This is a genomic window from Rhizobium sp. BE258 (genome assembly GCF_031457345.1).
Taxonomy (GTDB): domain Bacteria; phylum Pseudomonadota; class Alphaproteobacteria; order Rhizobiales; family Rhizobiaceae; genus Rhizobium.
In genome coordinates this window covers 151,727-175,596 of sequence record NZ_JAVDWL010000001.1, presented here as the reverse complement: position 1 = coordinate 175,596, position 23,870 = coordinate 151,727, and the positions used below count along the sequence as shown (strand labels likewise).

Genomic DNA, 23,870 nt, shown 5'->3' with positions numbered 1-23,870 from the left:
TCGGTGCGATATACGAACAAATATCAAATATCGCACAATTAACTTGCCTGACCCAAGGTCCCGGATTTATCCGTAGCAGTCAGATCGAGGCCGGTGAGCCTCGCGATGCCAGGCGAGGAGATATCCGGCATGGACAAGACAATCCGGAGCGCGGCGGATGCCGTTTCCGAAATCGGCGATGGCGCCGTCGTCATGATAGGCGGTTTCGGCGGTTCGGGCGCACCGATCGAGCTCATTCACGCGCTGATCGACAAGGGGCCGAAGAACCTGACCGTGATCAACAACAACGCGGGCAATGGCCGGATCGGTATTGCGGCGATGATCGATGCCGGGATGGTCAGGAAGATGATCTGCTCCTTCCCGCGCTCGTCCGACCCGCGCGCCTTCACCGACAAGTATCTGGCGGGCGAGATCGAGCTTGAGCTGGTGCCGCAGGGCACGCTTGCCGAGCGCATCCGTGCCGGCGGCGCCGGGATCCCGGCATTCTATACGCCGACGACCTATGCCACCGAGCTTGCCGAGGGTAAGCCGATTGCCGAGTTCGACGGCCGGAAATATGTGCAGGAACGCTGGCTGAAAGCCGACTTTGCGATCGTCAAGGCGCATCTCGGCGATACGCATGGCAATCTGACCTACAACAAGGCGGGCCGCAACTTTAACCCGCTGATGTGCATGGCGGCGGCCAAGACCGTTGCCCAGGTGTCGAGATTGGTGCCGGCCGGCGGCATCGATCCGGAACAGGTGGTGACACCCGGCATCTTCGTCGATGGCGTCGTCGAGATCGCCAATCCGCAACAGGAAGAAGAGCTCATTCGAGCCGGAGTGGCTTACGTATGACCCCTGAACCAAGCAAGATCGACACACGCGAAGACATCAAGCTTTCGAACGCCCAGATCGCCTGGCGCGCCGCTCAGGACATCACCGACGGTGCCTATGTCAACCTCGGCATCGGTTTTCCTGAGATGGTGGCCCGCTATCAGCCCGAGGGCCGCGAGGCGATCTTCCATACCGAAAACGGCATCCTGAATTTTGGCGAGGCGCCGGCTGCGGGCGAGGAAGACTGGGATCTGATCAATGCCGGCAAGAAGGCGGTGACGCTGAAGCCGGGCGCTGCCTTCTTCCACCATGCCGACAGCTTCGCCATGGTGCGTGGCGGTCATCTCGATATCGCGATCCTCGGCGCCTATCAGGTGTCTGAAAACGGCGATCTCGCCAACTGGCGCGCCGGCTCGAAGGGCGTGCCCGCCGTCGGCGGCGCGATGGATCTGGTGCATGGCGCCAAGCAGGTCTGCGTCATCACCGAGCATGTCACCAAGAACGGCGAGCCGAAACTCGTCGAAACATGCACCTTCCCGTTGACTGGAGTCGGCTGCATCACGCGTATCTACACGAGCCATGCAGTGATCGATATCGTCAAGGGCCGCTTCGTGCTGCGCGAAAAGCTTGCCGCCATGACTGTCGAGGAACTGCAGGCAATGACCGGCGCCAAGCTGCATGTCGAAGGCCCGGTCGCCGATCTCATCGTGCCCGAACTCTGAGGACTGACCGATGGCTGACGCTTTCATCTGCGATTACATCCGCACCCCGATCGGCCGCTTCGGCGGCTCGCTCTCCTCCGTCCGCGCTGACGATCTCGGTGCCGTGCCGCTGAAGGCGCTGATGGAGCGCAACGCTTCCGTCGATTGGGAGGCCGTCGATGACGTCGTCTTCGGCTGCGCCAACCAGGCGGGCGAGGACAACCGCAATGTGGCGCGCATGTCGCTGCTGCTGGCAGGCCTGCCGCTCGGCGTATCCGGCACGACGATCAACCGGCTCTGCGGATCGGGCATGGATGCAGTCATCACGGCAGCCCGGGCGATCCGTTCCGGCGAGGCAGAGCTGATGATTGCGGGTGGCGTCGAAAGCATGTCGCGGGCGCCGTTCGTCATGCCGAAAGCCGATACGGCTTTCTCGCGCAATGCCGAGATCTACGATACGACGATCGGCTGGCGCTTCGTTAATCCGTTGATGAAGAAGCAGTATGGTGTCGATTCCATGCCGGAGACCGGCGAGAACGTTGCCGAGGATTACAAGGTCAGCCGCGCGGATCAGGACGCCTTTGCCGTCCGCTCGCAGGCGAAGGCCGCGGCATCGCAGGAAAGCGGCCGGCTGGCCAAGGAAATCAGCGCCGTCACCATTCCACAGCGCAAGGGCGATGCCGTTGTCGTCGACCGGGACGAGCATCCGCGTGCCACCTCGATCGAAACGCTCGCCAAGCTCGGCACACCCTTCAAGAAGGAAGGCGGGACGGTTACCGCGGGCAATGCCTCCGGCGTCAATGACGGCGCGGCTGCGCTGATCGTCGCCTCCGAAGCGGCGGCGAAGAAATACGGCCTCAGGCCGATCGCCCGCATTCTCGGCGGTGCCGCCGCCGGCGTGCCGCCGCGGATCATGGGCATCGGCCCGGTCCCGGCTTCGCGCAAGCTTTTGGCGCGGCTTGGCCTCAAACAGGAGCAGTTCGATGTCATCGAACTCAACGAAGCTTTTGCCTCGCAGGGTCTGGCAGTTTTGCGCGAACTCGGGATTGCCGATGACGATGCCCGCGTCAATCGTAACGGCGGGGCGATCGCGCTCGGTCATCCGCTCGGCATGTCGGGCGCCCGCATCACCGGCACGGCGGCGCTGGAACTTGCCGAAACCGGCGGCCGCTATTCGCTCTCGACCATGTGCATTGGCGTCGGGCAGGGGATCGCCGTAGCGCTGGAGCGGGTCTAGGGACAGCCGGTCATCGTACAAATTCGCGTGTTCGGCATTGCCGATCAGCGACGCCTGCTGCTAAGACTCCCAGCCATAATCACACTTCATTGGTTTTAGGGAGGCTTTGCAGCCATGGCTGATCTTGCTCAATCACTCGCGTCCATCAAGTTGCCGGATCTGGTCGGCAAGGCGGTGCTCATCACCGGCGCCTCGACCGGTATCGGTGCCGCACTTGCCCGCGCCTTCGCGGCACAGGGGATGAAGGTCGGCATTCATTACAATGCCAGCCGCGAACCGGCCGAAAAACTCGCCGAGGAAATCCGCGCCACCGGCGCCACCGTGCATCTCGTGCATGGTGACGTATCGAAAGAGGGCGAGACCGAGCGCGTCGTCGAAGAAACGGCAAAGACCTTCGGCCATCTCGACGGCCTGATCAACAATGCCGGCGGCATGCTCGGCCGCAAGCCGACCGCCGAATATACCGACGAGCACTACGACAACGTCATGAACCTCAATGCACGCTCGGTTCTCGCTGCCGTGCGCGCCGCTCATCCCTGGCTGAAGAAGCAGGGTGGATTCATCATCAACACCACCTCGATCGCCGCCCGCAATGGCGGCGGTAACGGCGCGATCCTCTATGCGGCATCCAAGGGCTTCGTCTCGACGATTACCCGCGGCCATGCCAAAGAGTTTGTCGGCGATCGTATCCGCGTCAATGCAGTGGCGCCCGGCGTTATCGCCACGCCGTTCCATGAGCGCTATACCAATGACGAGCAGATGGAGATGCAGCGCAAGTCGATCCCGATGGGCTTTGTCGGCACTTCGGAAGATTGCGTCGGCGCCTATCTCTTCCTCGCTTCGCCGACCCTGTCTGGCTACATCACCGGCCAGATCATCGAAGTGAATGGCGGCCAGCTGATGCCGTAATCCGGCATTTTCTCTCCCCGATATTTTGCACTGCACAAGGGAACCTTCGGGTTCCCTTGACGTTTCGGAGACGGGGGAAGGCGATCGCCGTTCCTTGTTATCTGAGACGGATGATCATGTTCAAGCCAAGCCACTCCAATCGCTGTGCCGGGCAACGCTGCCGGACGCAGTGCTTTGCTGTGTCTGCTGGCTGAATTGCCCATCCGCCTCGTCAGCTGCCGCGGCAGCGAAAACCGTATAATGAAGCGACATAAAGGATGGGCGACACAAAGATGAGCTATTCGTTCTCGGAACTCGATTTCCTCAAGCCGGAGCTTGGTGCGGAATATACCGGATCCGGGACGCATTTCGCCGTCTACTCTGCCCATGCCGAACAGATGGAACTCTGCCTGTTTTCGGCCGACGGCAAGAAGGAAGAGGCGAGGCTGGCGCTGCCCAAGCGCGAGGGCGACATCTGGTCGGGCTATATCGCCGGCGTCGGGCCGGGAACGGTCTATGGCTATCGCGCCCACGGCCCTTACGATCCGAAGAACGGCCACCGTTTCAATCCCAACAAGCTGCTGCTCGACCCCTATGCCAAGCAGGTGAAGGGCGATCTGAAATGGGATGATGCTCTCTACGGATATGCGATCGGAAAGGACGATCTGTCCTTCGACGAGCGCGATAGTGCGCCCTTCATGGTCAAGGGTGTCGTCCAGGATCCGGATTTCGATTGGGATGGCGACCAGGCGATCCGCAGGCCATGGACGGAAACCATCGTCTATGAGGCGCATGTGCGCGGCATGACGATGACCCATCCCAAGGTGCCCGATCATCTGCGCGGTACGTTCCTGGGCATGGCGAGCGATCCGATCATCGATCATCTGACGAAGCTCGGCATTTCCGCCATCGAACTTCTGCCGATCCAGTTCTTCCCGAACGACCGGTATCTCGAAGAAAAGAACTTGACCAATTACTGGGGCTACCAGACGCTCGGCTTCTTCGCGCCGCAGTCGCGCTACATGTCGAGCGACAAGATCACCGAGATCAAGACGATGGTCCGCAAGTTCCATGCGGCCGGCATCGAAGTGATCATGGACGTCGTTTATAATCACACCGCTGAAGGCAGCGAGCGCGGCCCGACACTCTCCTTCCGCGGCCTCGACAATGCGAGCTACTACATTCTCTCGCCAGACGATGCGCGCCATACGTTCGATACGACGGGCACCGGCAACACGCTGAACATTGCCAACCCGATGGTGATGCGCATGGTGCTCGACAGCCTGCGCTATTGGGTCGGCGTCATGCATATCGACGGCTTCCGCTTCGATCTCGCCAGCACGCTAGGCCGCCAGGATCTCGAATTCGACCGTGCCGGCATTTTCTTCAGCGCCATCCGTCAGGATCCGATGCTGGCGGGCGTCAAGCTGATCGCCGAGCCGTGGGATGTCGGCGAGGGCGGATACCAGGTCGGCGGTTTCCCGCATCCCTTCCGCGAGTGGAACGACAAGTTCCGCGACGATGTCCGGCGCTTCTGGAAGGGCGACGGCGGTCTGGTTTCCAGCCTGTCGCAGCGCATCACCGGCTCCTCGGTGCAGTTCAATCATTCCGACCGCGGCGCAACGTCTTCAGTCAACCTGCTGGCTGCCCATGACGGCTTCACGCTGATGGATACGGTGTCCTTCAACGACAAGCACAACGAAGCGAATGGCGAGGACAACAATGACGGCCATTCCGACAATCATTCGGACAATATGGGCGCCGAAGGCGCGACCGACGATCAGGGCATCAACGACAATCGCGCGCGGCGCCGCCGCAACATGATGGCGACGCTGATGCTGTCTCAGGGCGTGCCGATGATCGTCGCCGGCGATGAGGTCGGCAACAGCCAGCATGGCAACAACAACGCCTATTGCCAGGACAACGAGATCGGCTGGATCGACTGGAGCGGTCTCGACGATCCGTTCCTGGCCTTCTGCCAGAAGATGATTGGCTTCCGCAAAGCCCATCCCGAGCTGCGCCAGGAGCGCTTCCTGACCGGCGAAACCAGCGAGGATGGCCGGATCGAGATCGCGTGGTTCAAGGCCGACGGCAGCTTCATGGATGACGGCGCCTGGAACGATGGCGAGCTGCGCGTGCTTGGGGTCTATCTGTCGCGCAGCGTCAGCGCACCCGAGAACGAGGACATGCAGGGTCTCTACATGCTCTTCAATGCCGGTGGCGATTGCGAGATCAATTTGCCGGAGGTGAACGGTGTCAGGGAATGGCAACGCCTCGTCGAGACCGGGGCGGACGATGCCTTCGAGGTCATCCACGCAGAGAACCCGTTCACGCTCTATCGCGAAAGTATCGCGGTGTTTGCGCCAAAAGGCGCCACCGAGCCGCCCAAGGATGCCGATACCGCCGAGCGCCGCCGCTGGTTCAGTTTCGGCCGCAAGAAGAAGTGACAGGCCCAGAACAAAGCGATGAATGCGGACGCGATAACTGAGCTCGGACTGACCTATGTGAACGATACCGAACCGGGTATCCGCCGCAGCCGGAAGGGCAAGGGCTTTTCCTACCGTCTGCCGGATGGTTCGCTGGTATCCGATCCGGATCAAAAGAAGCGCATCGCATCGCTCGGTCTGCCGCCCGCCTATGAGGGTGTCTGGATCTGCCTGCAGGAAAACGGCCACCTGCAGGCAACCGGCTACGACGCGCGCGGGCGCAAGCAGTACCGTTATCACAAGGACTGGAACAGCTTCCGCAGCGTCGAGAAATTCCATCAGCTGATCGAATTCGGCCAGGCGCTGCCGAAGATTCGCCGGCAGGCTCTCAGAGATCTCGACACCGGCGCCGACGATGTCAGGGGCGTCCTTGCGGCGCTGACGACGCTGCTCGATGAAGCACATCTGCGCGTCGGTAATCAGGCCTATGTCAGGGAAAACGGCACCTATGGCGCAACGACGCTACTCAAGCGCCACATCAAGCTGAACGACGGCAGAATCGAGCTCAAATTTCGGGCGAAGGGCGGCAAGCGCGTGCAGCGCAGCCTCAAGCATCCGCGGTTGCAGAAAATCCTGGAAGAAATCGCCGATCTCCCCGGCCGCCAGCTTTTTGTCTGGAAGGACGAGACGGGATCGCTGAAGCCGGTCGAGTCCGGCAGGCTCAACGCCTATCTGGCCGAAATTTCCGGCATCGCGATTTCCGCCAAGACCTTTCGTACCTGGGCGGGCTCGCTTGCCGGGTTCGGCGCGGCACGCGGCGCAATCCTCGATGGCCGCCACCCAACTGTGAAAGAGATGGCGGAGGCCTCGGCCGAAGTATTGCACAACACGCCGGCCATCTCGCGCTCCAGCTATATCCACCCGCGCATCATCGCTCTTTCGGACCGCGGCAGCGCGTTGGCGGAAGAACTGCCGGAGCCGGCGGAGCCGCTGCGCGGTCTTCGCGCCGAGGAAAACCGCCTGCTCGATTTCCTGATGCGCGAAGCGGGCATCACGCCCTCTTCAAGATGATGAAAAAAGCCCGCGCTCGGGAGCGCGGGCTTCTCAAGATAACAGGAGGTCTTATCAAGCAGCCGCTTCTGAAAGACGGCCTTCCTCGATCTACTCGCCGCGCCGATGTCGCAGTAAATGCGCGCTCCAATCAGTGCGGTCGCAGAAGTAGAACCACTCAAGCGCCAGATCGTTCCTGAAATGCGACGCGCGATCTGCAAACTTGGCTTTAAAGCGGTGGCCGCGGAACAAATTCTCTTACATCTCGTTGAAAAGCTTGATCGGAAGTCATTCTGAAAGGGCGCTCCCATGCCGAATGTCCGCAAGGCGGCTGACAAGGACCGAAAGTTCGATCCCCGCGACCGGTTGATCGTCGCTCTCTACGCGCAGCTGAAAGCCGAGCGGGAGACGCGCGAGACGCTCGAATGGGTCATCCGCAATGGCGGATTGTCGGACGCGGTGCTGGAAGCGATCGCCTCCGATCCCGTCAGGCCGGTGACCAGCGACGAGATCGCATCGGTCGAAAAGATCATAGCTTTGGATGAGCGCCGCAAAGGTGCGCCACGCGACTACGACTGAAGAAAGAGGAGCTGAAGATGGTGGATATTACATATCAGATCGTGCCGCATGACGAAGGCTGGGCCTACAAGCTCGGCGAAACCATTTCCGAGACCTATGCCACGGCCGAGGAAGCCGCAGACCGGGCGCGAAGTGCTGCGTCGCGGCAGAAGATCGGGGCCGGCGATGCCACGCTCGCCTATCCCTCGCCGGATGGCGGCTGGCAGTTTCAACCCCTGGAAACGGACAAGAGCGGAAGCAGGCTCTGACGGGACAAGCGTAGGAGAGTGACATGGCGGCGCGGGCAAGCTGGAAAGGCCATCTGAAGATCGGCGACCTTGTCTGCGCCGTCGGTCTCTACACGGCCATTTCATCGTCGGACCGCCTGTCCTTCAATATCATCAACCGGAAGACCGGCCATCGCGTCGAGCGGCAGTTTGTCGATAGCGAAACCGGAAAGCCCGTGGACCGCGAAGACCAGGTGAAGGGCTACAGGATGGACAATGGCGAATACATCGTCATCGAAGGTGACGAGATCGCCAGCGTCATGCCGGAGAGCGACAAGGTGATGGGCGTCCAGAGCTTCATCCCGCTGGAAGAGATCGACAAGCTCTATTTCGATCGTCCGTACTATCTGGCGCCAGTCGAGGATCACGATGCCGAAGCGCTTAGCCTGATCATGCGCAGCATGCGCGACAACAAGGTCGCAGCGCTCGCCCAGGCCGTATTGTTCCGCCGCAACCGGACGCTATTGATCCGCGCGCAGGGCGATCACGTCATCGCCACCATGCTCAATTTCGACTACGAAGTCCGCTCCGCCGAGACAGTCTTCAAGGACATTCCCGATATCAAATTTGACAAGGAAATGCTGGAGCTTGCCGGCCACATCATCGGCACCAAGAAGGGCAGCTTCAATCCGGCCGAATACGAGGACCGCTACGAGGCGGCACTGACCGAACTCGTGAAAGCCAAGATCGAGGGCCGGGAGCCGCCGAAGCGCAAGCCGAAGCCGGAGGGCAAGGTCGTCGATCTCATGGAGGCGCTGCGCCAAAGCGCCAAGATCGGCGGCAAATCCGGATCTGGTAAGCCTGCCGCCAGCGCATCCAGCCGCCGCAAGAAGGCGAGCTGACGATGGCGCTCGAAACCTATCAGCAGAAGCGCGACTTCAAGGCCACTCCCGAACCGCGCGGCGCAAAAGGCAAGAGCAAGGGCAACAGCTTCGTCATCCAGAAGCACGACGCGACGCGGCTGCACTACGATTTCCGGCTGGAGATGGACGGCGTGCTGAAAAGCTGGGCGGTGACGCGCGGCCCCAGCCTGAACCCCGATGACAAGCGGCTGGCCGTCCATGTCGAGGATCATCCTCTCTCCTATGGCGATTTCGAAGGCGTCATTCCGAAGGGGCAATATGGCGGCGGCACCGTCATCGTCTGGGATCAGGGAACCTGGACGCCGCTTTACGATGCGAAGAAAGCCTATCGAAAGGGCCATATCGAATTCGAGCTCGACGGCGACAAGCTGAAAGGCCGCTGGCATCTCGTCCGCATGCACGGCAAGCCGGGCGAAAAGCACGAGAACTGGCTGCTGATCAAGGGCGAGGACGCCGAAGCCCGCCATGGCCGCGAGGACATCCTCAAGAAGCGTCCGGAATCGGCCAAGAGCGGCCGGACGATCGAACAGGTCGCCAAGAACCCAGATGATACCTGGAATTCGAAGCCGAATGGCCGGAAGGCGGCAGCCAGGCTTGCAACCAAGGCCAAGGCGAAGCCGCAGGCTCACCAATGGCCGAAGGGTGTGCGCAAGGCGGCGATGCCCGATTTCGTCGAGCCGGTGCTTGCCAAGCTGAAGCCGCGTCCTCCGGCCGCCGACGGCTGGATCCACGAGATCAAGTTCGACGGCTACCGCCTGCAGATCCGCATCCGCGACGGGAAGGTGGCGATGCTGACGCGCACCGGCCTGGACTGGACGGAGAAATTCGGGGAAGAGATCGCTGCCGCCTTCGGCGAACTGCCTGTCGAGACCGCGCTGATCGACGGCGAACTGGTCGTCGAACGCGAGAACGGTGCATCGGACTTCTCGGCACTCCAGCACGATCTGAGCGAGGGGCGTAGCGACCGCTTCTCCTTCTATGCCTTCGACCTGATCTATCTCGACGGCCATGATCTGCAGAATGCAGCGCTGATCGATCGCAAGGCGCTGCTGGAAAAGCTGCTGCCGGCGGGCAGTAGCAAGTTGCGCTACAGCGATCATTTCGACGAGAATGGCGGCCTGGTTCTCGACCACGCCTGCCAGCTCAGCCTGGAAGGCGTCATCTCTAAGGGCCGCGACAGCAAATATGTGTCAGGCCGCACCGGCGACTGGATCAAATCGAAATGCGTCAAGCGCCAGGAATTCGTCATTGGCGGCTATGTGCCCTCGACCTCGATGAAGAGCGCCATCGGCTCGCTCGCCATGGGCTATTATGACAAGGGCAAGCTGAAACATGTCGGGCGCGTCGGTACCGGATATACCGCGAAGCTCTCGCACAATCTCTACACTCAGCTCTCCAAGATCGAGCAATCCGCCAGTCCTTTCGACGGCAAGCTGACGGCCGAGGAGCGCCGCGGGTTGGTGTTCGTCAAGCCTGATATGGTTGCCGAGGTTGAGTTTGGCGCCTGGTCAGCCGATGGTAATCTCCGCCATGCGGCTTTCCGCGGTTTGCGCGAAGACAAGGCGGCAAAGGATGTGGGGCGCGAAATGGGTGGAACTGCTGCAAAAGAACTGCCGGTATCGAGCGTGACGTTGACGCATCCCGATCGCATCTACTGGCCCGACGAGGGCATTACCAAGGCCGGGCTGGCCGATTACTACGCCCATGTCTGGGAACTGATGAAGCCGTTCGTCGTCAACCGGCCGCTCTCGCTGCTGCGCCTTCCCGATGGCATTGCCGGCAAGCAGCGTTTCTTCCAGAAACACGCCTGGAAGGGAATGAACGAATATATCGAAGAGATCGCCGACCCCAAGGATCGCAGCGGCGAGAAGCTGCTGCGGATCAGGGATTTCGACGGGCTCGTCGCGCTGGTGCAGTCGGCCGTCCTGGAGATCCACCCCTGGGGCGCGACGACCGCCAAATGGGAAAAGCCCGATATGGTGACCATGGATCTCGATCCGGCCGATGATGTGCCATGGGACGCGGTGATATCGGCGGCGCATGAGATCAAGGCGCTCATGGAAGGCGAGGGGCTGGCTGCCTTCGTCAAGACCTCGGGCGGCAAGGGGCTGCATGTCGTGGCGCCGCTGGCGCCGAAGGCGGGCTGGACCGAAGTGAAAGCCTTCGCCAAATGGATCGCCGACACGATGGAAGCCTCCGACCCATCCCGCTACATCGCCAAGGCGACAAAGGCCGAACGAACGGGCAGGATCTTCATCGACTATCTGCGCAACGGGCGCGGCAATACTGCCGTCGCGCCCTATTCGGCCCGCGCCCGCAAAGGTGCGCCGGTCTCGATGCCCATCGATTGGAGCGAGCTGACAGGCGAGATCGGCCCCGCTTATTTCACCGTCGACAACGCGCCGGCGAGGGTCAACGCGCTGTCAAGCGACCCCTGGGCCGATTTCTTCGATGCAGCGAGGCCTCTAGAAAAGAAGAAGCGGTCCTGACGCATCGGGATCGCTCTCGTCTGATCATGCCGCGATCGGCTTCCGCCGGTCGAGCAGGCAAGCAAGACCGGCGCTGACAAGAGCCAATGCCGCTGGGATGAGGATCACGTAGAGCAGATCCCGGCCGCTCGAAGCGTCATTGAGGAGAAGTCCGGCGATCGAGGCGATGACGGCGCCGCCGCCAACGCTGACGGCCGCCGCTAGCCCCGCAGCCGTGCCCGCGAGATCGGGCTGGACGGCCAGTATCCCCGAATTGGCGGCAGGCATGGTCAGCCCGTTGCCGATGCCGATGAAGATGCAGGCCGCGAAGAAGGCGGGAGGCGCGGTCAATCCGCCGACGGCAAGAGCCAGGCCGCCGAGCAATCCGGTGCACGTGACTGCGCGTCCCGCAACCAATACGGCGGCGATTGGAATGCGGCCAGCATACCGTCCTGCGAGATAGCTGCCGAGGATGAAGCCCGCGGGCACCAGTCCCATGTAGAGGCCAAGCCTGGCGCTTGATCCGCCGAGCGCTTGGTTCATGACCAGCGGCGCGCCGGCGAGGAAGACGTAAAGCGTTCCCATCGAGCAGGCCATGCAGGCGGCATAGGCGAGGAAACGCGGCGAGCCGAGCAGCAGCCGGTATGCCGCGAGATAGCCATGTGAGTGAGTTTTCCGCTTCCCGGTCTCATCACGGATCTCACGGGCGGCGAGCGCCAGCATGATTGCCCCGAGCACCGCGAACATCACGAAATTTGCCCGCCAGCCGAAAAGCTCGCTGACCGATCCGCCGATCGTCGGCCCGATCATTGGTGCTACCGCCCAGCCCATGGCGAGATAGCCGAACTTGCTGGCCGCTTTCTGCCCGCCCCAGCTTTCCTTGACGATGACGAGCGCGATCGAGAAGCAGGCCGCAATGGCCGCCTGCAAGGTACGGAAGAGCAGGAAGACATGAATGTTATCCGCAAGCGCACAACCAGCTGAGGCCAGGATGAAGACAGACAGCGAGGAAAGCACGACCGGCCTGCGGCCAAAGCGATCGGACAGGGCGCCGCCGATGATCTCGGCAAAGGCGGTCAGCGCAGCATAAGCGGCGACGGAGAGCGCCACCAGTGCCGGATCGGCGCGCAGATCGGCGGCAATCTCCGGCAGGGACGGCAGGATCAGGTTGACGGGTAGGACGGAGAGGGCGGTCAGCAGGATCAGGGTGATCAGCCGCGGCGGCACGGATTGAAGTTGCCCTGCGGGCGCGGGTTCGGATGCGGATTGTCCGGTCATCGGTCGGTCTCTCGGGTGATGGGAAGAGGGATGTCCGGCAGGCCGCTGCCCGGAATCCAGGCAATAAAAAAGGCCCCGCCGGGAGCCTGCTTACCGCGCATGGGTGCTTTCGCCGGATGGCTACGCCATCCTGCCCATGCGCCCTATCACCACTACGAGAACCGTTGCGATCATCATTGCCTAGAGCTAGCGGCAAACCTTGGGCTGGTCAATCGCGAGCACATATGAAAAGGGCGGCTTGCGCCGCCCCTTCCGAAATCAGGCTGCCTTCGACACCACGCCATGCGGATCGAGGACGAATTTCGTCGCCGCGCCCTGGTCGAAGCTCTCGTAGCCCTGTGCGGCATCTTCGAGCGAGATGACCTTGGCGTTGACGATGTCGGCGATCGGCAGACGGTCGTGCAGGATCGCCTGCATGAGCTGGCGATTGTACTTGATGACAGGGGTCTGGCCGGTGTGGAAGGACTGCGCCTTCGCCCAGCCGAGACCGAAGCGCAGCGACAGGCTGCCCTGCTTGGCGGCGGCATCAACGGCGCCCGGATCCTCGGTGACGTAGAGACCGGGAATACCGATCGAGCCTGCGGCGCGGGTAATCTCCATCATCTGGTTCAGGACGATTGCCGGCTGTTCGCCACCGGCATGGCCGCGGGCTTCGAAGCCGACGGCATCGATGGCGCTATCGACTTCGTTGGTGCCGACGACCTGGGCGATCATGTCGCCGAGACGGTCGCTTTTCGACAGGTCGATCGGTTCGAAACCGACCTTGGCGGCGTGCGCCAGACGATCCTTGTTGAAGTCGCCGATCATGACAACGGCAGCGCCGAGGATGCGGGCCGAGGCGGCGGCAGCAAGGCCGACAGGACCCGCACCGGCGACATACACCGTCGAGCCGACGCCCACCCCGGCGCGGACCGCGCCATGGAAGCCGGTCGGCAGAATGTCGGACAGCATGGTCAGGTCGCGAATCTTGGCCATCGCCTTGTCGCGATCCGGAATCTTCAGGAGGTTGAAGTCGGCATAGGGGATGGTGACGTAGCGGGCCTGACCGCCGATCCAGCCGCCCATGTCTACATAGCCATAGGCGCCGCCTGCGCGCGACGGATTGACCGTCAGGCAGACGCCGGTGTCCTGCGACTTGCAGCAGCGGCAACGGCCGCAGGCAACATTGAACGGAACGGAGACAATGTCGCCGATTTCGAGCATCTCGACATCGATGCCCTTCTCGATGACTTCGCCGGTGATTTCGTGGCCGAGAACCAGGCCGGGCATGGCTGTCGTGCGGCCGCGGACCATGTGCTGGTCGGAGCCGCAGATGTTGGTGGAAATGACTTTCAGGATGACGCCATGTTCGATGCGGCGGCCATCGGGGGCCTCCAGCTTCGGATCGTCGATGTCGCGGACTTCGACCTTGCCGGGCCGCAGATAGACTACGCCTCTATTCTTGCTCATTCTCGTCTCCTCCGTTGAAAATGCCGCCATCCCGCAGGGCTCCTCCCGCTGCGGGCTGTGCTCACAGATTAGAGCATATGCAAACAGGCACCGTTCCGAATGCGACGGTTTGGGTCCGGAATTGGCCTGTTAGTGCCGCTTCGGCTGGCCGCTTTCTTTCGCCAGGCTCTTCTTCAGGGCATCCATGATATTGACGACATTGCCTGTCGATTTGACAGCAGGTGCCTTCTTGGCCGGTGCCGCCTTTTTCATGGTTTTCAGCTTGGCGCGGATAATGCTCTGCAGCCGCTTCTGCACCGGATCCTGCATCAGGGCGGGGCTCCAGTCCTGCGTCTGGTCCTTCACCAGCTTCTTCATCATCGCCAGCACCTTGGCATCGGGCTTGGCGTCGATAGCGACCGTTCCCACAGCCTCGCGAACCTCGTCGCCGTAATGCAGCGTCCAGAGCACGATCCCCTTGCCCTGCGGCTCCAGAAGCACCGCGCGTTCGCGGCGATAGAGCACCAGCCGGGCGATGCCGACCACGTCATTGGCAGCCATCGCCTCGCGGATGACGCAGAAAGCCTCGGTCCCGACCTTGTCTTCGGGTGCCAGGAAATGCGGCTTGTCGTACCAGATCCAGTCGATCGAGCCGCGCGGCACGAACGTGTCGATATCGATCGTCCGCGTGCTTTCCAGGCCGACCTCGTCGAGTTCGGCATCTTCGAGCAGCACATAATCGTCCTCGCCGCGCGGATAGCCCTTCACCTGCTCCCTGGCCGCAACCGCCCGGTGGGTAACGCTGTCCACATAGCGGCTTTCGACGCGGTTCTTGGTGTTGCGGTTCAAAACGTTGAACCGCACCTTGTTGCTGTCCGTCGTCGCCGGCGTCAGCGACACCTGCGCCGTCACCAACGAGAGCTTCAGATAGCCTTTCCAGAATGTCTGCCGGGGCATCTCGGTTCTCCTCAGGCCGCCTTGTCCAGTTCCGGATAGTGGCGGAAAATGCCGTTTACGTTGAAGGCGAGGCGGCGAGCGGATTTCAGGTAGGCAGCGATATTCGGCCGCTGCTCGACCCTATCGTGCAGCGCCTGCAACAACGGATATGTCTCCGCCGAGCCCTTCATCGCCTTGGGAAAGGCATAGCGCAGTCCTTTGAGCACCTGAAACAGCGACAGGTCCACATAGGTTAGCTTGTCGCCCGAGATATGCGCCGGCCCCTTCGGGTTGTTGGCGATGACGCGCTCGAAATAGCCGAAAAATTTGGGGATGCGCTCCTTGATGAACTCGCCCGAGCGCGCCTTTGCCTCTTCCTTCTGGTCTTCATAGTAGAGTGACGTTGCGATCGGGTGATGCGTGTCGTGCACCTCTGCGACGAAATCGGTGATCGTCAGCTGCAGGCCGTTGAGGACATAGCGCGCCGTATCATGCTTCGGTGCCAGGTCAAGCTTCGCTCCGAGATAGAACAGAATGTTGGCGACATGGGAAATGATCAGGTCGCCGTCCTTCAGGAATGGCGGCGCGAAGGGGATGTCACTACCCGAGCCGCTCTTCATGATTTCCATCATTTCGCCCGTGCCTCTGCCGGGCTCCCGCGTCACGTCGATGTAGCTGGCGCCAGCTTCCTCAAGCGCAAGGCGGACGAATTCGCCGCGACCCTGTATGCCGTCCCAATAATAGAGCTCGTATGCCATTCAACTCCCCGGCCAGATACGCCATGTTTCATCCATTGAAGTGTAGCGGCTGGCGCATCCGTCAACAGGCGCGGCTTTTACCATCAGTGATGAGCGTGTTGCGCATTGCGCTTGCGAGTTGCCGCTGCCTTGCTGGCGGAAGCGGAGCGCTCGGCGGGCGTGCGTGAGGCAGAGGCTTTGCCGCCGGTCCGGCCGCCCTTTCCCGCGGAGACGTGGGTGTCCGTCTTGCCGCGGCCGGATCCGGATTTGTTGCCGCCGCCGTCTTCCTTGTTGACGGTCGCCCAGGCCCGGCGCTCGGCCTCCTCGTGGGAGAGCCCGCGATCCTCGTAGCTCTCTTCGATATGCTCCGCCTTGCGCTTCTGCTTGCCGATATAGGCCGATTTTTCGCCTCTGGGCATCATCGCCTCCTGTTGCTCCAAACAAGTTTCAACCGCCCGGAACTTGAAAAGTTCCGTCCATTCCGCGGCGCGGTACGATTCTTACGTAAACGGAACAAAAATCGCGTTGACCCCGTTTTTGGCGGCGAGTCCTGAAACCTCATGACCAAAAAGGAAGGAGCACAGACATGGACAACCACATCAGCGAAGCCGATGGAAACGGCAAGATCGATCTGAATGGCCAGCTATCGCCTGTGGCCTACAGCCTCAAGGTAAGGAAGGGCACAGGCCAATCCTTTGAGATCAACGTTCGCCTGATGGCGTCGCGCGACTGGCTGCTGCAACGCGGCTTCGCCAGCGATGCCGTGCTGATCAGCGCCAGTGGCGCGCGTATTCCCGTCTATCACCCTGGCGGCGCGCTTAATATCGGCGACAGTCTGGCGGTCGAACTGATTGCGCGCGACGACAGCTGCGTCAGCACCGATGACATCGTCCGCAAATATCCCGAGTTCAACAGCGGCAGCCACAAGCTCGATGGGTTCTAGGCGATCGGGCGCTGCTGGGCCGCGGTCTTGATGGCTGTGTCGAGAGCCGTGCTGCTGAAGGGTTTTGTCAGCAACACGGAGCCGGCAAAGCGGGCCGCTTCCGGAAGGCTGCTATTGCCGGTGGCAAAGACCAATCCGACGGACGGGAATGCCGCACGCGCCTTGGCGGCAAAGGCGGGGCCGGACATACCCGGCAACCCGACATCGGCGACGATGATATCGACCGAGGCAGCAGCGAGGATTTCGACGCCGCGTTCGCCGCTCTCGGCTTCGATCACGTCATAGCCGAGATCCTGCAGGATCTCGGCTGTATCCATGCGGATGAAAGCGTCGTCTTCGACCAGCAGCAGCTTGAGCTTTTCCTGGACGATTTCGCGCGGCGGCGTTCCGGGCGCGCTGATTGCCGCTGCGGCGCTCTGGCGGCGCTGGGCCTGATTGGCAAGCACATGGCGGATCTTCCGGGCCAGCGCTTCGCGGGTATAAGGCTTCGAAAGCAGCTCCAGCCCCGGATCCAGACGGCCGCCATGGACGATGGAGTTTTCGGTATAGCCGGATGTGTAGAGGACGCCGACATGCGGAAGCCGTTCGCGCGCCATGCGGGCCAGTTCCGGGCTCTTCAGCGTGCCGGGCATGACGACATCTGTGAACAGAAGGTCGATATGGACGCCGCTCTCGATGACCGTCAGCGCGCTCTGCGCATCGCGGGCCTTAAGCACGTAATAACCGAGATCGGTCAGCATCTCGACGACGGTGGCGCGCACGCCTTCGTCGTCCTCGGCGACCAGAATGGTCTCGGTGCCGCCTACGGCAGGCACGGTCTCGATGCTGGCGATACGATCCTCGCTCTGGAAGGAGCGCGGCAGATACAGCTTCAGCGTCGTGCCTTCGCCGATCTCACTATAGATCTTCACATGCCCGCCGGATTGCTTGACGAAGCCATAGACCATTGACAGGCCGAGCCCGGTGCCCTTGCCTTCCGGCTTGGTGGAGAAGAACGGTTCGAAAGCCTGCTCGATGACATCAGCCGTCATGCCCGAACCGGTGTCGCTGACGGCGAGCACGACATATTGGCCGGCAACGACCTCGGGATGGGTGCGGCTGTAGGAATCGTCGAGAAACGCGTTGCCGACCTCGATCGTCAGCCTTCCCGAGCCATCCATTGCATCGCGAGCGTTGATCGCCAGATTGAGCAGGGCATTCTCGATCTGGATCGGATCGGCAAAGGTGTTCCAGAGCCCGCCGGAGACGATGGTCTCAACCTCGATTTCCTCACCCAGCGCGCGGCGCAGCATGTCGTCCATGCCCGAGACGAAGCGGCCGATATTGATCACCTTCGGTTCCAGCGGCTGGCGGCGGCCGAAGGCCAGAAGCTGGCTGGCAAGCCGTGAACCGCGATCGACGGCGGTGAGGGCGTTGGAGATACGCTCCTTGGCGCGGGTATTGCTGGAGACATCCTTGCCAAGCAGCTGGAGATTGCCCGAAATCACCTGCAGCAGGTTGTTGAAGTCATGCGCCACGCCACCGGTCAGCTTGCCGATCGATTCCATCTTCTGCGCCTGCTGGAGGGCAGCTTCCGCATGCTGGCGATCGGCGATCTCTGCGGCAACACGAACCTCGAGCGTCTCGTTCAGCCGCCGGAGCTGTTCCTCGACATTGCGGCGCTGATTGAGTTCCATCTCCTGGGCGCGAACGAGGCGCGCATTGTCGATCGCCACGGCGGCCTGGCCGGCGAGGCTAACAAGGCTCGATTCCGCGGCATCATTGAAGCGGCCGGGTTGCGCATGGCCAAAGAACAGGCCGCCGATCACCGAGCCGTCGCGCGACTTGACCGGCACGGCGAGATAGCTGCGCACGGGCAGGTGGCCCTTCGGCATTCCCGCATGCGGCGCGTTCTTGCCATAGCGTGGGTCGAGCAGGATGTCGTCGGAGCGTACGACGCCTTCACCATTGAAGGTCGGCGCGAAGACCTTGGTGTTGCGCGGCATCGGAAAGCGCTCGAAGTTCTTCCGGTCAACGCCCGACAGGGCATAGAGCATATAGCTGCCGCCTTCTCCGTCATCGACATTGTAGAAGAAGGCGCCGAACTCGGCGCCGGTCAGTGCTACGCCGGCATCGACTGCGGTTTGCGTCAGACGCTCGACATTCAGCTCGGCGGTGATCGCCGATCCCGCCGCATTGACGATCGATAGCGCATCCGACTTGATCCGGAGTTCATCGAGCGCCCGCCGCTCGCCACGTTTCGCGGTGACCTGGCCGGAGACCTCCATCGTCGCACAGAGAATGCCGACGATCGAGCCGGTCTCGTCGCGTAGCGGCGTATAGGAGAAGGTGAACCAGGCATCCGCAAGCTTGCCGCCGCGGCGCATCGGAACCAGCAGCTCTTCGAAAAGCTGCGCCTGGCCGTCAAGCGTTGCCTTTACGATCGGCTCGAACTGCGGCCAGATATCGCTCCAGACTTCCTTGAAGGGACGACCGAGAGCATGTGGATGGCGCTCCGAAAAGATCGGCACATAGGCGTCGTTGTAGATGAAGGCGAGGTCCGGACCCCAGGCGATGAACTTGGCATGGCGGGAATCGAGGGCGGCGTCGACGATGAAGCGGAGCGAGGCGGGCCATTGATCGACAGGTCCCAGACCTGAGGCGCGGAACTCCGGATCCCGAAGCATTTTGCCGATCCCGCCGCCACCCTTCGGCCAATCGCCTTCAGTCTGCCCCGTCATTCAAATTCACTTCCGTGCGATGCCGCTGCTTTCGCAGCGCGATTCTGCCCAATTGCAGGCTAAAATAGAGGGTCGCACGTATTGGGAAAGGCCTGACGGAAAATAAGCTTAACACGCGTGTATTCTTGCGCGCGAAGGACTGCCGGAGATGGGGGAACTACTTGCGGCCGAAGCGCTGGGCAACCGCGATCGCCTTGGTCAGATCGAAGAAGCGGCCGGATGCCGGACGGCGCTCCGGAAAGACGAAGCCGACCATATTGTCGATGATAATCACCAGCCCGATAGCGAGCAGAAAATAGGCCAGCGCGGCGATCGTCAGGACAAGCATTGTTCCCTCACACCGGCGCTATGAACATGTAGCAGCTGGCTACGATCAGGGACACGAGGATGACGTCGAAATAGCCTTTGTTCATGGCGGTTCTCCCATTCCCGCCAATAACATTCCAGGCGGGCTTTGGTTCCGCCATTCGTGGCCATTTCGCGGCAATATTTTGAAGATGCCAGATTGTGGTCTTCATTTGGCCTGATCGATCCCCCGGGGAGCTGTCTGCTCCATGAATCACACCATAAAACGCAAGTAATTCAGATATATGACACGAATAGGCAGACGCGGGTTTCCGCGCGTCTGCGAAGATCGGATAAATGATGTCAGGCTAAGCCGATTTGCGGCTTGCCGTCTTCTTGGGTGCGGCCACGGCCTTCACGGCGCCATTGGTCTTGGCACCGGCCGTTGTGGTCCGCTTTGCCCTGGTCTTGACTTCGGTGCCGTCCTTGGATGCGGCAGAGGTCTCGAGCGTTTCGCGCTCTTTCCTTGCCTGTTCCCAATGAACTGAATCGCGCCCCGTCGGGTGGCCCTCTTCTTCCCAGAGGGAATATGCACGCTTCTTGATCCACTCGTCGCGAGTTTCTGCCATCGCTGATCTCCCGTCACAACATGCCGCAGTCAAACGCTAGACTAGATGGGATGGTTCCAGAGGAATCATGCAGTTTCAAGAAGAATTTTGACACACTGCAAAATATTGTTTGCGGTGCAATATAAATGGGCAGTTTTGCTCGCTGGCAGCCTGCAATACTGCACAAAACTTGTGCTTTTCTCACTGCTAATGTTCGTGGGTCTGTACCGATGGAACAACCGGCGCGATCACGGATTTCGGAACATGTTCGGATATCAGCGACAAGGGGACGGCATGACCGGCAATGCGAAGCACGCCTGGGGGCCAATCAGGGACGGCGATGAGACCAAGTTCCGGCTTTGGGCACCGGGAGAAGCGGCGGTTGTTCTGCAGCTGGCTGGCGCCGGCCATGCAATGCAAGATACCGGTGATGGCTGGTTCGAGACGCGCGTGCCCGGACCGCTCGAAGGACAGGATTACGTCTTCGTTCTCGGAGATGGACGCGCCGTGCCCGACCCTGCTTCGCGCCAGCAGCGCGGCGATGTGCATGGCCCGTCGCTTGTGCCTGCCAGCGTCTATCGCTGGCGGACCGACTGGAAGGGAAGGGACTGGGAAGAGGCCGTCATCAGCGAGATCCACGTCGGCACCTTCACCGGCGAGGGCACGTTCTCAAGCGCGATCTCCAAGCTCGATCATCTGGCAGGGGCGGGCATCACGGCAATCGAAATGATGCCGGTGGCGCAGTTTTCCGGCGAGCGCGGATGGGGCTACGACGGGGTGCTGCATTACGCGCCGCATTCGGCCTACGGGACACCGGATGACTTTCGCGCCTTCATCGATGCAGCGCATGCCCGCGGCATCATGGTGCTGCTCGATGTCGTCTACAATCACTTCGGCCCTGAAGGAAACTACCTGCACGGCTATGCCCCGGATTTCTTCCGCGCCGACCGCCAGACACCGTGGGGAGCGGCAATCGATTTCGCTCAGCCCGCGGTGCGCCGCTATTTCATCGACAACGCACTCTATTGGATCGGCGAATTTCAGCTCGATGGCCTGAGGCTCGATGCCGTCGAACAGATCCATGACCTGTCGGAGCGCCATGTCCTCGAAGAATTGTCGAAAGAAGTGCGTAGCGCTTTTCCGGGCCGAAAGGTTCACCTGATCGTCGAGGATCAGCGCAATCTCGTCAGTCTGCTGGAGCGGGATGAAAAAGGCGAGGTCAAGACCTACACGGCCGAATGGAACGACGATTTCCACCATGTCGCGCATATCATCGCAACCGGCGAGGACAACGGTCACTACAAGCCCTTTGCCGGCGACCTCTGGGAAAAGACGAAGCTCGCCCTGCAGCATGGCTTCGTCTATCCCGACCGTGCCGATCCGCCGGTGCTGCCGCGCGACGAACGTGTCTATCTGCCGCCCGAAGCCTTTGTGAATTTTCTGCAGAACCACGACCAGATCGGCAATCGTGCCTTCGGCGAGCGTTTGCTGAGCCTGTCCCGGCCGCCGATGGTGGAGACGCTGACAGCGATCATGATGCTGGCGCCGCAGATCCCGTTCCTGTTCATGGGCGAGGAATATGGGGAGACGCAGCCCTTCTATTTCTTCTGCGACTACGCCGGCGAACTCGGCGATATGATCCGCAAAGGCCGCATGAGGGAAGCTGAAGGCTTCGGTGGTCTGAAGGAAGGCCAATCGAAGGAGACGCTGCCGGACCCGAATGCGCGCGCGACCTTCGATGGCTCAGCCCTGCAATGGCAGCGCGCCGAGACTTCGGATGGCAGGCGCCGGAAAGCGTTCGTCGCGGAGCTTGCGCGGATCCGGCAACAGCATGTCGTACCGCTGCTGAAGCGGACACCGCGGATGCAGGCCGAGGCACCGGAAACCGCCGATGGCGCCCTGGCGATCGATTGGGCGATGGACGGCGCGCGGCTGCAGCTGCGTGCCAACCTCACGTCGCAATCGATAACGCTGCCCGCGGTCAATGGTCAGACGATCTTCGAGCTGGTCCGCGAGGTACATGGGGAGGGATTGCCGGCGGAATCGGTGGTTTTCGCCATTGCCTGACCGCATTTCACAGCCGCATGAAAGATTCACGCCTGACGCGAAGAGTGGCGAATTGAACGCTGCCATTTCGCGGCTATATTCCTGACCGATGTTTTATCTCATCTCGACCTACTGGCCGCATATTCTTTTCATCATCTCGATCGCCATGGGAGCCGCGGCGGCGATTCACGCCGCCATGACCAAGGAGGAAGTGCGCGCCGCGATCGGCTGGGTCGGCGTCATCATCCTGTCGCCGATCGTCGGTGCCGTGCTTTATGCCATTGCCGGCGTCAATCGCATCCGCCGCAAGTCGCTGAGTATCCGGCGCGATGAACTGCTGCCCGATGAAGCGCTGGACGAGCTCGAGACCTTCGATGCCGATGCGGAGATGGTGATCAGCGGCTATGGCTACCGCTTTGCCGCCATGCAGACGCTCGGCGACCGCGTTGCGCGCAATCCGCTGACAACGGGCAACACGATCGACATGCTGGAAACGGGTGACGATGCCTATCGTGCAATGAAGGCGGCGATCGATGGTGCCGAGCGCAGCGTTCTGCTGGAGACCTATATCTTCGACCGCGACAGGATCGGCCTCAGGATCGCCGATGCGCTGATAGCGGCCGTCAAGCGCGGCGTGGAAGTGCGGGTCCTGATCGATGCCGTCGGCGCCCGCTATTCCGTGCCGAGCATCCTCGGCTATCTCGCCGAGGGCGGCGTGACCGTCTCGGTCTTTAACGGCAACGTCATCATAGGCCTCAGGCTGCCCTATGCGAATCTCAGGACCCACCGCAAGATCGTCATTGTCGATGGGCGGCTGGCGCTGACCGGCGGGATGAATATCCGCGAAGGGTTCAGCGAGGAGATGTCGGGCGAGAGCTATGCCCGCGACACGCATTTTTCTGTCACCGGTCCGGCCGTCGCCGATCTGTTCGATGTCGCCGCCGAAGACTGGCGGTTTGCGACGGGAGAGCTTTTGAACAGCGCGGCCTGGCAGACCGCCACGCCGGAGCGCGAGCCGGGTGATCCGGTGTTCATGCGCGTCGTTGCATCGGGGCCGGACCGCAGCGTCGAAACCAATCACAAGATGCTGATGGGTGCCTTCTCTGTCGCGCGAAAATCGATCCGCATCATGTCTCCCTATTTCCTGCCGGATCGTGAACTGATCAGCGCGCTGGTGACGGCGGCGCGGCGCGGCGTCGAGGTGGATATCATCGTTCCCGCCGTCAACAATCTGATGCTGGTCGACCGGGCAATGACGGCGCAGTTTGACCAGATCCTCAAGAATTACTGCCGAATCTGGCGGGCGACCGGCAGCTTCAGCCATTCCAAGCTTATGACGGTCGATGGCGCCTGGGCTTATGTCGGTTCCTCCAACATCGACCCGCGGTCGCTGCGTCTGAATTTCGAGATCGATCTCGAAGTGTTCAATGAAGGATTTGCAGCCGAGATCGACGAGCACGCCGAAGAGGTGCTGCGCACGGCAACGCCGGTGACGCTGGAGGGCTTGCGCGCCCGGCCCTTCCTGGTTCGTCTCGTCGAGAAGGTTCTCTGGCTCGGCTCGCCCTATCTCTGATTTTCTGCGCTTCCCCTATGGC

Annotated in this window: 21 protein-coding genes; 13 read left to right on the top strand and 8 right to left on the bottom strand. The window is 61.5% G+C overall.

The features are described 5' to 3' along the window. Positions 1–129 precede the first annotated feature (129 nt). From J2X43_RS00950 to ligD, 10 genes are all read left to right on the top strand, one after another. Complete coding sequence (locus J2X43_RS00950) at positions 130–837, top strand: 3-oxoacid CoA-transferase subunit A (RefSeq protein ID WP_112386685.1); 708 nt, start codon at positions 130–132, stop codon at positions 835–837. Continuing rightward, positions 834–1,538, top strand: a complete 705-nt coding sequence (locus tag J2X43_RS00945) for a CoA transferase subunit B (protein WP_112386686.1) — start codon at positions 834–836, stop codon at positions 1,536–1,538. The genes J2X43_RS00950 and J2X43_RS00945 overlap by 4 nt, the downstream gene beginning before the upstream one ends. 10 nt (positions 1,539–1,548) lie before the next feature. Beyond that, on the top strand, positions 1,549–2,754 hold the full coding sequence (gene pcaF, locus J2X43_RS00940) for a 3-oxoadipyl-CoA thiolase (protein ID WP_112386687.1): 1,206 nt from the start codon (positions 1,549–1,551) through the stop codon (positions 2,752–2,754). Between the two features lie 114 nt (positions 2,755–2,868). Then, complete coding sequence (locus J2X43_RS00935) at positions 2,869–3,663, top strand: SDR family NAD(P)-dependent oxidoreductase (RefSeq protein WP_112386688.1); 795 nt, start codon at positions 2,869–2,871, stop codon at positions 3,661–3,663. A 272-nt stretch (positions 3,664–3,935) separates the two neighbouring features. Further along, positions 3,936–6,089, top strand: a complete 2,154-nt coding sequence (gene glgX, locus J2X43_RS00930; RefSeq protein ID WP_112386752.1) for a glycogen debranching protein GlgX — start codon at positions 3,936–3,938, stop codon at positions 6,087–6,089. An 18-nt stretch (positions 6,090–6,107) separates the two neighbouring features. Further along, complete coding sequence (locus J2X43_RS00925; protein WP_112386689.1) at positions 6,108–7,139, top strand: DNA topoisomerase IB; 1,032 nt, start codon at positions 6,108–6,110, stop codon at positions 7,137–7,139. Between the two features lie 288 nt (positions 7,140–7,427). Next, a complete protein-coding gene (locus tag J2X43_RS00920) occupies positions 7,428–7,697 on the top strand; it encodes a hypothetical protein (RefSeq protein ID WP_112386690.1) in 270 nt (89 codons plus the stop codon). 17 nt (positions 7,698–7,714) lie between these two features. After that, positions 7,715–7,945 (top strand): DUF2188 domain-containing protein, encoded by a 231-nt coding sequence (locus J2X43_RS00915; RefSeq protein ID WP_112386691.1) that lies wholly within the window; start codon positions 7,715–7,717, stop codon positions 7,943–7,945. A gap of 23 nt (positions 7,946–7,968) precedes the next feature. Next, positions 7,969–8,805 carry a Ku protein gene (locus J2X43_RS00910; RefSeq protein ID WP_112386692.1) on the top strand — a complete coding sequence of 279 codons (837 nt, stop codon included), beginning with the start codon at positions 7,969–7,971 and terminating at the stop codon, positions 8,803–8,805. A 2-nt stretch (positions 8,806–8,807) separates the two neighbouring features. Beyond that, positions 8,808–11,315, top strand: a complete 2,508-nt coding sequence (gene ligD, locus J2X43_RS00905; RefSeq protein ID WP_112386693.1) for a DNA ligase D — start codon at positions 8,808–8,810, stop codon at positions 11,313–11,315. Between the two features lie 24 nt (positions 11,316–11,339). Here ligD and J2X43_RS00900 read toward each other — a convergent pair whose 3' ends face one another. From J2X43_RS00900 to J2X43_RS00880, 5 genes are all read right to left on the bottom strand, one after another. Next, entirely contained in the window at positions 11,340–12,572 is a 1,233-nt protein-coding gene (locus J2X43_RS00900; RefSeq protein WP_112386694.1) for an MFS transporter, read from the bottom strand. 258 nt (positions 12,573–12,830) lie between these two features. After that, positions 12,831–14,021 (bottom strand): formaldehyde dehydrogenase, glutathione-independent, encoded by a 1,191-nt coding sequence (gene fdhA, locus J2X43_RS00895; protein WP_112386696.1) that lies wholly within the window; start codon positions 14,019–14,021, stop codon positions 12,831–12,833. A gap of 129 nt (positions 14,022–14,150) precedes the next feature. Then, positions 14,151–14,957: a Ku protein gene (locus J2X43_RS00890; protein WP_112386697.1), complete on the bottom strand. Its 807-nt coding sequence runs from the start codon at positions 14,955–14,957 to the stop codon at positions 14,151–14,153. A gap of 11 nt (positions 14,958–14,968) precedes the next feature. Next, a complete protein-coding gene (locus tag J2X43_RS00885) occupies positions 14,969–15,694 on the bottom strand; it encodes a glutathione S-transferase (RefSeq protein ID WP_112386698.1) in 726 nt (241 codons plus the stop codon). A gap of 83 nt (positions 15,695–15,777) precedes the next feature. After that, positions 15,778–16,092, bottom strand: a complete 315-nt coding sequence (locus J2X43_RS00880) for a plasmid stabilization protein (protein ID WP_112386753.1) — start codon at positions 16,090–16,092, stop codon at positions 15,778–15,780. A gap of 167 nt (positions 16,093–16,259) precedes the next feature. On the opposite strand from J2X43_RS00880, the gene J2X43_RS00875 reads away from it, so the two are divergent. Next, positions 16,260–16,616, top strand: coding sequence for a hypothetical protein (locus J2X43_RS00875; RefSeq protein WP_112386699.1), 357 nt, complete (start codon positions 16,260–16,262; stop codon positions 16,614–16,616). Here the strand turns inward: J2X43_RS00875 and J2X43_RS00870 are convergent. The 3 genes from J2X43_RS00870 to J2X43_RS00860 form a co-directional block, all read right to left on the bottom strand. After that, on the bottom strand, positions 16,613–19,336 hold the full coding sequence (locus tag J2X43_RS00870) for a response regulator (RefSeq protein ID WP_112386700.1): 2,724 nt from the start codon (positions 19,334–19,336) through the stop codon (positions 16,613–16,615). The two genes, J2X43_RS00875 and J2X43_RS00870, sit on opposite strands and share 4 nt — an antisense overlap. 157 nt (positions 19,337–19,493) lie before the next feature. Next, a complete protein-coding gene (locus tag J2X43_RS00865; protein ID WP_310290116.1) occupies positions 19,494–19,664 on the bottom strand; it encodes a hypothetical protein in 171 nt (56 codons plus the stop codon). Between the two features lie 325 nt (positions 19,665–19,989). After that, a complete protein-coding gene (locus J2X43_RS00860; protein WP_112386702.1) occupies positions 19,990–20,250 on the bottom strand; it encodes a DUF2934 domain-containing protein in 261 nt (86 codons plus the stop codon). Positions 20,251–20,523: 273 nt separating this feature from the next. Here J2X43_RS00860 and treZ point away from each other — a divergent pair, with 273 nt between their 5' ends. Together treZ and J2X43_RS00850 are read left to right on the top strand one after the other, a co-directional pair. Then, on the top strand, positions 20,524–22,296 hold the full coding sequence (gene treZ / locus J2X43_RS00855) for a malto-oligosyltrehalose trehalohydrolase (RefSeq protein WP_112386703.1): 1,773 nt from the start codon (positions 20,524–20,526) through the stop codon (positions 22,294–22,296). 88 nt (positions 22,297–22,384) lie between these two features. Continuing rightward, entirely contained in the window at positions 22,385–23,848 is a 1,464-nt protein-coding gene (locus tag J2X43_RS00850) for a phosphatidylserine/phosphatidylglycerophosphate/cardiolipin synthase family protein (protein WP_112386704.1), read from the top strand. The last annotated feature ends 22 nt before the right edge of the window (positions 23,849–23,870 follow it).

Bases quoted from the DNA above. Each gene is read 5' to 3' on its own strand.
- J2X43_RS00950 (WP_112386685.1), top strand. From the start codon at position 130: ATGGACAAGACAATCCGGAGCGCGGCGGATGCCGTTTCCGAAATCGGC.
- J2X43_RS00945 (WP_112386686.1), top strand. From the start codon at position 834: ATGACCCCTGAACCAAGCAAGATCGACACACGCGAAGACATCAAGCTT.
- pcaF (WP_112386687.1), top strand. From the start codon at position 1,549: ATGGCTGACGCTTTCATCTGCGATTACATCCGCACCCCGATCGGCCGC.
- J2X43_RS00935 (WP_112386688.1), top strand. From the start codon at position 2,869: ATGGCTGATCTTGCTCAATCACTCGCGTCCATCAAGTTGCCGGATCTG.
- glgX (WP_112386752.1), top strand. From the start codon at position 3,936: ATGAGCTATTCGTTCTCGGAACTCGATTTCCTCAAGCCGGAGCTTGGT.
- J2X43_RS00925 (WP_112386689.1), top strand. From the start codon at position 6,108: ATGAATGCGGACGCGATAACTGAGCTCGGACTGACCTATGTGAACGAT.
- J2X43_RS00920 (WP_112386690.1), top strand. From the start codon at position 7,428: ATGCCGAATGTCCGCAAGGCGGCTGACAAGGACCGAAAGTTCGATCCC.
- J2X43_RS00915 (WP_112386691.1), top strand. From the start codon at position 7,715: ATGGTGGATATTACATATCAGATCGTGCCGCATGACGAAGGCTGGGCC.
- J2X43_RS00910 (WP_112386692.1), top strand. From the start codon at position 7,969: ATGGCGGCGCGGGCAAGCTGGAAAGGCCATCTGAAGATCGGCGACCTT.
- ligD (WP_112386693.1), top strand. From the start codon at position 8,808: ATGGCGCTCGAAACCTATCAGCAGAAGCGCGACTTCAAGGCCACTCCC.
- J2X43_RS00900 (WP_112386694.1), bottom strand. From the start codon at position 12,572: ATGACCGGACAATCCGCATCCGAACCCGCGCCCGCAGGGCAACTTCAA.
- fdhA (WP_112386696.1), bottom strand. From the start codon at position 14,021: ATGAGCAAGAATAGAGGCGTAGTCTATCTGCGGCCCGGCAAGGTCGAA.
- J2X43_RS00890 (WP_112386697.1), bottom strand. From the start codon at position 14,957: ATGCCCCGGCAGACATTCTGGAAAGGCTATCTGAAGCTCTCGTTGGTG.
- J2X43_RS00885 (WP_112386698.1), bottom strand. From the start codon at position 15,694: ATGGCATACGAGCTCTATTATTGGGACGGCATACAGGGTCGCGGCGAA.
- J2X43_RS00880 (WP_112386753.1), bottom strand. From the start codon at position 16,092: ATGCCCAGAGGCGAAAAATCGGCCTATATCGGCAAGCAGAAGCGCAAG.
- J2X43_RS00875 (WP_112386699.1), top strand. From the start codon at position 16,260: ATGGACAACCACATCAGCGAAGCCGATGGAAACGGCAAGATCGATCTG.
- J2X43_RS00870 (WP_112386700.1), bottom strand. From the start codon at position 19,336: ATGACGGGGCAGACTGAAGGCGATTGGCCGAAGGGTGGCGGCGGGATC.
- J2X43_RS00865 (WP_310290116.1), bottom strand. From the start codon at position 19,664: ATGCTTGTCCTGACGATCGCCGCGCTGGCCTATTTTCTGCTCGCTATC.
- J2X43_RS00860 (WP_112386702.1), bottom strand. From the start codon at position 20,250: ATGGCAGAAACTCGCGACGAGTGGATCAAGAAGCGTGCATATTCCCTC.
- treZ (WP_112386703.1), top strand. From the start codon at position 20,524: ATGACCGGCAATGCGAAGCACGCCTGGGGGCCAATCAGGGACGGCGAT.
- J2X43_RS00850 (WP_112386704.1), top strand. From the start codon at position 22,385: ATGTTTTATCTCATCTCGACCTACTGGCCGCATATTCTTTTCATCATC.